A 10121-nucleotide genomic window follows, 5' to 3' on the forward strand; every position below is an offset into this window, starting at 1 on the left:
TGTGATGACGGTAGGGGATATCAACGTCATCACAACTCAAAATAACTCAACGATCTCTTTTGCCAGAAAATCAATTTTAATTTTTAAACCTTCTCTATAATTTTTTATTTTTGAGGTCGATTCTAAATAAAAATTGACTCTATTATTTCTAAATATTTAGGGTAAAAGCCCAAAAAGTATCAAACGATTGCCGATATGAAGGCATCCTATTTAATATTTCTCCTCGATATAGCAATTTATTTTATTAAAAAACTTTAATATTGATACTTTAGAAATATTTCAGAATTTTAGCGATTAAGTCTGTCGCATACCTTGCACAAGTCATGAGAATACACATGGCTAAAAAAATTTATTCTTTTAAAAGCTTATGCTATGATTGCAACAATCTTTATACTTAAGAGAACGTCAATGAGAATTTTAGTCCTTGAAGATAATGAAACATTAGCATTAGGAATTTCACATGCACTTAGTCATGCAGGGTATGCCGTCGATGTCCTAAACGATGGTATTGAAGGCAAGCAAGTTTTAGAATATGAGCCTTATGATCTTTTAGTATTAGACCTTGGATTGCCGAATTTAGACGGGATGGATTTATTGCAGTATTTAAGAAAACATCAGTCTAAAATTCCTGTTTTGATCATCTCGGCGCGTGATAAATTGGATCAAAAAATTTTAGGATTAGAAAGCGGTGCCGATGATTATTTGTGCAAGCCTTTTGCCCTTGAAGAGGTTGTTGCACGTGTCAATGCCCTTTTACGACGGGTACTACAAGATGGACTCTCTTTAATTACCATAGGCAATCTTGTTTTTGATACCAATTCGCGAACCCTTACATGTAAAGGTGAGCGTGTTGATTTAAGTTACCGTGAAACCAGTATTTTCGAGCAACTGCTTCTTCATGCTAATCAAGTATTAAGTAAAGAAAATATCGCTTCTCATATCGCTGCATTTGACGACAATTTTAATCCAACTGCCATTGAAACCTATATTTCAAGACTTCGTAAAAAAATTGGAGACAATGCGACGCTTCAAACCGTACGAGGGTTGGGATATATTTTAATTACCAAACCTCAATGAAAACGTTTTCGATCCGCTCACGCCTTATCGATCTGCTTAGTTACTCTTTGATTGTCGTGGCGCTGGTCGCTTTTGGCTCTTTATTTCTTTTTTTACAATATAAGGTGAACAAACACTTTGATGGTGCTCTGCTCTCTGAAGCACGCAATATCATCAACCGACTCTATGTACAAAATGGTGAAATCCAATTTAAAGTGCCAGAACTTGGGATCAACCTGCAAACGGCTTCAGGCAAAGGAAGTGTTTTTTACGCCATTGAGGACGATTATAGAACAACTATTTCAGGCTTTGAAGCCATTCCAAGACCTCTTTTAAACAAACGCCTCAACGACGTCACGTTCTACGATGCTGTCTATGCAGGTGAAGATATTCGTGCTCTTTTAATTACACATAAGATGTATCGCAACAGCATCCCTTATAACGCTACGATTATTGTTGCAGAAACCCTCGAAGACCGCTATAGTATGATTGAAGAAATTTTTATAGCCATTAGCGGCGTCACCTGCATTATCATTTTTGTTGTCATTGCAATTTCATTATTTGCGGTCAATAAAGGACTCGAACCTCTGATTGATCTTCAACACTCTATTCAAAAACGTGACATCCATGACTTAACGCCTATTGATGAACACCGTATTCCTCTTGAAGTTCTCTCGTTGGTGAAAAGTATCAATCAGCTCTTTATCAAACTTAAAAAAAGTTTTTCACATATCGAACACTTTAATGCCGATGTATCGCACCAACTGCGTACGCCGCTGGCGGAACTCAAGGTTGTCTTACAGATGGGAGAATCATTACACGAAGCACGCACAAAAGAGCAATGCATCAGGATCGTTGATACAATGACGCATACCACGCAACAACTTTTGATGTACGCCAAAACCAATCCCGATGCATTTGATAGGGTGCGCTTCAAGCCTTTAAATTTTTATGAATTGTGTGAAAAGATCGCTATGGCAAAAGTACCGTTCATTTATGCCCAAGGATTTGAATTTGCCTTTGACGCTCAAGAGGGATTATGGATTAACGGTGGTCCTATTATTTTAGAAAGCCTTATCCAAAATCTTCTCGATAACGCGCTCATTCATGCCAGAGACCATGAAAATAGACCGATGGGAACGATTACGCTGAGTCTTCATGAAGAAAATCAACGAGTCATTTTAACCGTATGTGATGAAGGACCTGGTATTGCTAAGGAGTATTTGGAGAAGGTTTGCGAGCGATTTTTTCGTGTAGATATGAACAAACATGGCAGTGGCTTAGGGCTTGGAATTGTTCAGCATATCGCGCAACTCCATAATGCGACTATGTCGCTTAGCAATCGCTTGCCACATGGATTAGAAGTTCGTATAAGCTTTCCTCTAGTGCTGCAGTAGTAAATGCGCATTTTGTTCATATATCCAAAATGTATCATGCATGAATTTCGTTGATTTTTTAGGTCCCGTCCATGTGCTCCCTATTCGTTCTTCTCGTAAATATTTTTGCACCTCTTTTTTTGCCAAAACTTTTAAAAAGCCTTTTACCAAAATATCGTAGCGTTCAGGATATTTTTCTTTCAATGATTTTGCAACGGCAAAACCTCTCATAGAACCGGTAAAAAGAGGAATTTGAAAACCCAGCGGCTCTATGGCCTCATTCACAGTAGGAACATCCCACTGAGGATGACGTTCCGCACTCGATACTGCGAGGGTTCGTATCTGCTCGCGAATTAATTCGCTGCCTTGCGAACTAATAATAATCACATCGACTTGTTTATCTTTGATAGCATCGCGCGCCATTTTCCCGTTATTAAAAAGGCGTATTTCAACATTATTTTCAGGAATACCGTAATATTTTAAAAGTATTTTCAACAATATATGCCCACTCGAATCCTCCATCACTGCAATTTTCAATTTTTTCTTTTTCTCTTTGAGTATTTTGAGAATATCTGGCAAAGACTTAAAACTCGAATCGGCGTGAACGGCAATAATATCGTGATCAAACCACTGAAGGTTGATAAAATCAAAATCATCAAGCGAATAATTAGCGTGATTCACTAAAATCGAATACGCGAGATAGGGAGTAAAAGTGGAACAAAAAATCGTATAACCATCATCCGGTTGAGATAAGAAGTAAGAAGCCGCGACCTGAGAGCCCTCTCCTTCCATATTGATAATTTCAATGTCTGTTTTAAACATCTCATGTAAGAAAGGTTTCATAGCACGTGCCAGTCTGTCACTACTACCCCCTACCCCGAATCCAACAATGAGACGTATAGGTTTTTGTGGGAAAAAATCGCCTGATTGAAGCGTTGAATAGCCAAAAAAGATTACAAAAATAAAACACCATAAACGCATCATAGAGTGTTCCTTATCCAAAAATCATTTTTAGTATAACATAAGCTACATTACATGTAACAATTAGTAATCATCTTCATGTCATTCACGGTCATATTTTTTCATTTTTGAGGGCGCAAGGTTCATGACAGACTTCAATGTTAGCATCAGCCCAAAGTAAATCTTAAGGAGGCTATAGATGCGAGCATTTCCGTGTGTCATCATGCGTGGCGGAACCTCAAAAGCAGCTTTTTTTAAAACGGAGGATATCCCAAAAGATGAGAAAGAGAGAGATGCATTTCTCCTAGACGTTATGGGAAGTCCTGATGCGAGGCAAATTGACGGTTTAGGTGGAGGCAATTCACTTACCTCTAAAGTCGCTATCATCGGTCAATCTAGTCGAGACGATGCCGATGTCGATTATACCTTTTGCCAAGTCAGCATTACGGATAAAATGGTCGATACCAAAGGGAATTGCGGCAATATTTCATCAGCCGTCGGCCCGTATGCGGTCAATGAGAAAATGGTGCATGCAGAAGATGGAATGGTATGCGTGCGTGTCTATAATACCAACACAAAAAAAATCATCCTTTCACGCTTTTTAGTCAAAGACGGTATGGCCGTTGAGGAAGGAGATCTTGAAATTCCTGGTGTCCCAAACCGTGCCGCAGCCATTGAAATAACCTTCAGTGACCCTGAAGGCGCTGTCACGGGAAAACTTTTACCCACCGACAATGTGATACAAAACGTAACAACATCCTTCGGTGAACTTCCTATCTCTATTGTCGATGCAGGCAATCCGCTTATTTTTATGAAAGCTTCTGATCTTGGGCTTAGAGGCAATGAATTACCTGCCGAATTGGACGATGCGGCCTTGGCGCGCATTGAAGAAGTTCGCTCCATTGGTGCTGAATTGTGTGGATTTTGCCCAAAAGAGCGTGCAACAAAAGAGAGTCCTGCCGTTCCAAAAGCGACCTTGATTGATGTGTCTACGACCTATAACGATGTCAAAGGAAGAAGTTGGGCTGCAAACAGCTATGACATCTCTTTACGGATGATGTCTATGCAAAAACCCCACCAAGCGTTAGCCGTTACAGGAGCAGTTTGCGTGACGTTCGCGTCAAAGGTAGAAGGTTCTTTAGTCTATGACATCACCAAGAACGTTCAAGGTGATTTACGCATCGGACATCCTGGCGGCATAATGCAGACAAAATATTATGAAGATGAAAGCAAAAAAGGCGTGACAGTGCTTAGAACAGCTAGGCTCATTATGAAAGGTGTAGTTTACACCAAAAACAGCTATACAATCTAAAATCGAAGGAGCAGACAATGAAAAAATGGTTGCCGATTATGGCATTAGCACTTATGGGCCTTGTTTCCAACGCCACCGCTGCATACCCAGAACGCCCTATTGAGATGGTGGTTCCTTTTGGCGAAGGCAGCGCCAGTGATATTTTTGCACGAAAATATGCAGAGTTATTAACAACAAAACTTCCGCAACCCGTCCAAGCGATCAATAAAAAAGGCGGCGGCGGACTCATCGGTATGGTCTATGCGGCACAGCAAAAAAATAACGGCTATACCGTCTTAGAGATTACTCCTTCACATGTCATTGCCGATGTTTTAGGCACAGCTCCTGTGAAATTAATGCGCGATTTTGAGCCTTTATGCCGTATCCAATCCGACATGTATATTTTAGGTGTGCAAAAAAACAGTAAATTTAAGAGTTTTAAAGAGATGGTCGAATACGGTCGTCAAAATGAGCTCACTTTTGCTGGCGTAAGCCCAGGTGGTTTGGATGATATGACGCTCGCGGCACTTGCCGATGCAACCAATATGAAAATCAAATTTGTCCCTTATAAATCAGGCTCTGAAGTCAAAGCGGCCGTACTTGGCGGCGAAGTCGATATTTACCTCGATAAAGTCATCTCTGCGATCAATTATATCAAAGACGGCTCGATTCGCCCGATGGTTGTTTTGAGTGACAAGCGCATTGATGAAATCGATGCTTTCAAAGACGTCCCAACAACGGTTGAGCTTGGTTACAACGTTACCATCGGCTCTTGGAGAGGGTTTGTGGTAAAAAAAGGAACGCCTAAAGAAGCTAAGGAACGTTTGCTTAAAGCGATAAAAGAGGTCTATGACTCTAAAGAGTATCAAGCCTTTGCAGAGCAAACTTTGACCAATATCGCACCGGGCTTCTTGGATGCGGAGGGCTTTAAAAAGCAATGGGAAGCAGAATACCAAATCTTTGATCCTATTGCGAGAAAGATAGGACTAAAAAAATAGTTAAAAATAAAAAAGCACCAAAGGTGCGTGGGCATTGCACCGAGCAAAACCCAGCGTTAGCGTAGCCTTTGGAGCTTAGCTTCAAAGGCGTGTTAAGAGTTAATAAAAAGGGGGTTCCTATGGGAGAGATTATATTTCACATTGTCTTGCTAATACTGCTAGGCTTTTTTTATAACGACGCACTCAACATTGATACCACGCGTGTAACGGATGTGGTTGGCGCAGCAGGTTTTCCAAAAGCCATTATTATGCTAGCTTTTGTTTTAACGGCCGTTTCACTTTATGGCGCATTTCGAAAGTATAACGAACACAGTGCATCGGAAAAACCCAAACAATGGCATATTGAAGAGTTGAACATTCAATTTATAGGAGTGATTGCTTCCATTGTCGTTTTTATTTTTGCCAGTGACGTGATTGGGTATCTTTTAGGTTCTACCATTCTCATAGCGGTTCTTATGGTATTGCTAGGGCAAAGAAAGCCTATAAAGATTGCCGCTATTTCTTTGAGTGTAGCCTTTGGATTCACGATGGTTTTTGGAAAACTTTTACATGTACCGCTTCCTCGGGGTGCGGGGTTTATTCAAGACCTTAGCTTCTTGCTGTATTAAAAAAGGAGTTGTTATGTTTGATTTCTCATTATTGCTTGAAGCGATTTATGTCGTCTTTACTCCCACCAATCTCTTTTTTGTGATCGGCGGAATGCTTATTGGTGTTATTTTTGGTTCGCTTCCTGGTATTAGCGCATCAATGGGTATTGTCTTGATGCTACCTTTTACTTACTACATGGGAATTATTCCCTCATGTATTTTGTTGGTTGCCCTTTATGTAGGCGCATCGTACGGCGGTTCAATTACGGCGATTATGTTTAATACCCCAGGAACACCTGAAGCGTGTGCCACAACCTTTGACGGTTATCCGATGGCACAACAGGGTAAAGCGGGAAAAGCGTTAGGTTTAGCAATGAGCGGCTCTGCAATAGGAAGTATTTTTTCCGTCTTTGCAATGCTCTTTTTAGCACCAACTCTTTCACAAGTCGCTCTTAAGATTCAAAGCCCAGAATATTTTGCATTGACGGTTTTAGGAATTGCGTGTATCGCTTCGGTGGGTTCAAAAAGCTTAATCAAAGCCTTGATTACAGGTTTGATCGGTATTTTAATTGCCTTAATCGGCATGGACCCGATGACCGGTGTTGCACGTATGACATTTAATGAAATAGGTCTTCTAGGAGGCGTTGAGTTTATCCCTGTCATGATTGGTGCATTTGCGATGGGTGAAATTTTAAAACAGATTGTTGATAGACATGAGACACAAAGTTTTGATACTAAGACAAAACTCAAAATCGAATCTTTGAGCCTTAAAGAGTTTTTTGTTTACAAAGCGACCATTATTAAATCGGCGATTATCGGAACGCTTATTGGTATTTTACCAGGCACAGGCGGATCAATCGCAGCCATTGTCAGTTATGGCGAAGCCGTGCGCTCGGCCAAAGACAAATCTCGTTTTGGCAAAGGTGCGGAAGAAGGCGTGATTGCTCCTGAAACAGCGAACAACGCAGCCGCTGGCGGTGCGATGGTGCCAACCCTTGTTTTAGGCATTCCCGGTTCTCCCACTACGGCTATTATCTTAGCTGCGTTTGTACTCCAAGGGCTTCAACCAGGACCCCAACTCATGAAAGAACAGCCTTTGATGCTCTATGCGATCTTTTTATCGATGTTTATTGCATCTGTCGTTGTCTTTGCGGCGGCAAGGGTAGCGGTAAAAGCGTTTGCGGCGATTTTGAAACTTCCTTATAGCATTTTAGCACCTATTATCGTGATGTTCTCCGTCATTGGCGCGTACGCGGTTTCCAACGATATCGGCGAAGTATGGATGATGTTAGGCTTTGGTCTGTTTGGGTACTTTATGAAGAAGTATGACTTCTCACCTGCAACGCTTATCTTGGGACTTGTTTTGGGACGTATGATGGAAGAGAATTTTAGACGACAGTTGCTCTTGAGTGAGGGGGATTATAGCAGCTTCTTCGGGCGACCTATCACGTTAGTGATCTTTGGATTTATTGGGTTGGTTGTTTTCTATCCGATGATTGCGCAGTATTTAAAAAACAAAAAAATGAAACGAGCAGTTACCGAAGCAGAATAATAAACATTTACAAAAGGAGTAAAGTATGAAATTAGCTAGATTTAGCTTGGCGGTAATTTTAGTTGCTGGTATAGGGACCACCTCATTCGCGGCAGACACGTTAGCGGATGCATTCAAAAACGGAAAAATAAAAGGTGAGCTTAGAGCATGGTATTTTGATAAAGATACAGAAAAATTCAACTCATCGACAGCACCCACCTCTGTTATCAAAGATGCCGCTAAAACGGGAAGTATTTTTGATACAGCGGTGATTTTAAATTACGTGACGGATGCATTGTATGGTTTCACTTTTGGGGCAACGATGCAATCGAGTTATTCACCGTTTGCAAACGATGAAGCTAAAGTTACTTTCAAAGATGATATGTATGGCTCAGGCGCAGTTCTTTCAGAAGCTTATCTTGGTTATAAAATAAAAAATACAACAGCAAAAATTGGCCGTCAATTTATTTCGACTCCTATTGTTAATGGTAGCGGCTCACGTATTGTCAAAGAGTCATTTGAGGGTGCGACGATTGTGAACAGTGACATTCCTGCAACCACCGTCATGGCAGGTTTTATTGATAAATTTCAAGGAAGAACCAGTGCGGGGATGGGCGCAGCAGAAGGCGATGCTCCAAATTTTGAAAAACGTGCAATTTTCTTAGGCATGAGTGCAAGTACAACCTATCTTTTTGATGATGCGTACACCCTTGCTGTTATCAATAAATCCATTCCAAACCTGACTTTGACAGCGCAATATGCATCTGCAAATGATGTTAATTCCGGAACCAATATCAAAGATGTAAATATATACTATACGGAGGCAAGTTATACTCTTCCTATGAACGGTTTTAAATTAAAATTTGATTTAAATTATCGTGGCTCTGATACAGATTTGAAAATTACTAAAAGCGGTGTTACAACAACATTTGATGGTACCCAAACGGCTGGACGTATTTCGATTAGCGAATTGGCAGGTTTTGGTGCAGCATTTACTGCTGCTACAACCAGTAAAGATGATGCCGTTATCTCAGGTATCGGTAATGGAGCATCAAGCTATACCGCAACTTTAGTTAAAGCAAGTAGCCCATCGCTTCGTGCCAACACAGACTCTTACCGTGTAGACGTGACATATGATTTTTCAAAGGCTGGAATTGCCGGGCTTAAAGGAATTTTACAACACGGTGTTGCCAATCAAGACAGAGTTGGAACAAATCCAACCAGTGAAGATTATAGCTCTTATGCAGTGGGTGTGGCGTATGCCGTTCCTGCGTTAAAGGGATTAAGTTTAGAACTTCAATATGAAAAACAAGAGATCGAAACAACACGTTACTCAAACAACACTAAATTTACAGCAGATTTGGATGAGTTGCGATTTAGAGCAAACTATAAATTCTAAACGGGAATTGGGGCAAAGTGATTTTGCCCCAATCTTTACATGTAAAAAAATCACTGTGCATCCAATGCGATATTTTAGAGTACAAGGATAAACTATGACACTCTCTAGGCAACTCTTTTTAATGTTACTGTCTGCAATTTTAGGTGCATCAATCATTTTTGGCATTAGCCTTCTTAAGATGGATCAAATTTATACAACGACCACCACGTGCCAAAAAAACACTCTACCAAGCGTATTATTATTGGATGATATGCAAAGAGGGTTTTATCGAATTCGGCTTTTACTGTGGGAACATATAGGAACGGATGTCCAAGATAAAAATGGCATCAAAGCACTAGAGGAGAAATACCGTACTTATCGCGGAACATTTGAAAAGAATTTAAAGAATTATGATAACTATTTATCCGATGCAAAAGATAAAGAAATTTATGAAAAAGAGAAACAACTCTACGCCATCTACATCGCAATGGCCGATCAAGTTTTGCAACTATCACGAGAAGATAAAAAAGTAGAAGCAAAAGATTTTATGCTCAAAAATCGAAAAATGTCACTTAATTTAACCAATACCGTCGATGAACAGATGACGTATAATGAAAATCTTTCAGAACGCAATGCCCTGATAGCGCAAGATACCAAACGAAATGCAAGTACTGAGATGACGCTTGTCATCGTTTTAATTATTGTCTCAACGATTTTCCTAGGCTTTCTCATCCGAAACAATATTATGCAAGGCGTACACCTTATACGTGATAGTATCACCAATTTTGTGCGTAACAAAGAACTCAATTTTAGAATTCATTATGCTAAAACCAATGAAATCAGTGAAATCGTTCAAAGTTTTAACGATTTGGTTTCAACTCTTGAAAATACTATTATTGATGCAAAAACATCTTCCAGTGAAAATGCCTCTGTTTCACATGAAC

Annotated in this window: 9 protein-coding genes; 8 read left to right on the forward strand and 1 reads right to left on the reverse strand. The window is 40.1% G+C overall.

Annotated elements, in window-relative coordinates; genetic code table 11:
* Nucleotides 1-408: 408 nt before the first annotated feature.
* On the forward strand, nt 409-1077 hold the full coding sequence (locus tag AC5SLP_RS13600; RefSeq protein WP_495255703.1) for a response regulator transcription factor: 669 nt from the start codon (nt 409-411) through the stop codon (nt 1075-1077).
* Nucleotides 1074-2453 carry a sensor histidine kinase gene (locus AC5SLP_RS13605; RefSeq protein ID WP_495255704.1) on the forward strand — a complete coding sequence of 460 codons (1380 nt, stop codon included), beginning with the start codon at nt 1074-1076 and terminating at the stop codon, nt 2451-2453. Before AC5SLP_RS13600 ends, AC5SLP_RS13605 begins: the two co-directional genes overlap by 4 nt.
* Here the strand turns inward: AC5SLP_RS13605 and AC5SLP_RS13610 are convergent.
* Nucleotides 2439-3416, reverse strand: coding sequence for a type 2 periplasmic-binding domain-containing protein (locus AC5SLP_RS13610; RefSeq protein WP_495255705.1), 978 nt, complete (start codon nt 3414-3416; stop codon nt 2439-2441). The genes AC5SLP_RS13605 and AC5SLP_RS13610 overlap by 15 nt on opposite strands.
* A 175-nt stretch (nt 3417-3591) precedes the next feature.
* Between AC5SLP_RS13610 and AC5SLP_RS13615 the strand changes: the two genes are divergently transcribed.
* The 6 genes from AC5SLP_RS13615 to AC5SLP_RS13640 form a co-directional block, all read left to right on the forward strand.
* On the forward strand, nt 3592-4704 hold the full coding sequence (locus tag AC5SLP_RS13615; RefSeq protein WP_495255706.1) for a 2-methylaconitate cis-trans isomerase PrpF family protein: 1113 nt from the start codon (nt 3592-3594) through the stop codon (nt 4702-4704).
* 17 nt (nt 4705-4721) lie between these two features.
* Complete coding sequence (locus tag AC5SLP_RS13620) at nt 4722-5681, forward strand: Bug family tripartite tricarboxylate transporter substrate binding protein (protein ID WP_495255707.1); 960 nt, start codon at nt 4722-4724, stop codon at nt 5679-5681.
* Between the two features lie 119 nt (nt 5682-5800).
* Nucleotides 5801-6289, forward strand: a complete 489-nt coding sequence (locus AC5SLP_RS13625) for a tripartite tricarboxylate transporter TctB family protein (protein ID WP_495255708.1) — start codon at nt 5801-5803, stop codon at nt 6287-6289.
* A 13-nt stretch (nt 6290-6302) separates the two neighbouring features.
* Nucleotides 6303-7820, forward strand: a complete 1518-nt coding sequence (locus tag AC5SLP_RS13630) for a tripartite tricarboxylate transporter permease (RefSeq protein WP_495255709.1) — start codon at nt 6303-6305, stop codon at nt 7818-7820.
* Between the two features lie 25 nt (nt 7821-7845).
* A complete protein-coding gene (locus AC5SLP_RS13635) occupies nt 7846-9198 on the forward strand; it encodes an OprD family outer membrane porin (protein WP_495255710.1) in 1353 nt (450 codons plus the stop codon).
* 94 nt (nt 9199-9292) lie between these two features.
* Nucleotides 9293-10121, forward strand: an 829-nt coding sequence (locus AC5SLP_RS13640; protein WP_495255711.1) for an MCP four helix bundle domain-containing protein, incomplete at its 3' end; no start/stop codon positions are given.

This window comes from Sulfurospirillum sp. E15m (genome assembly GCF_059415145.1).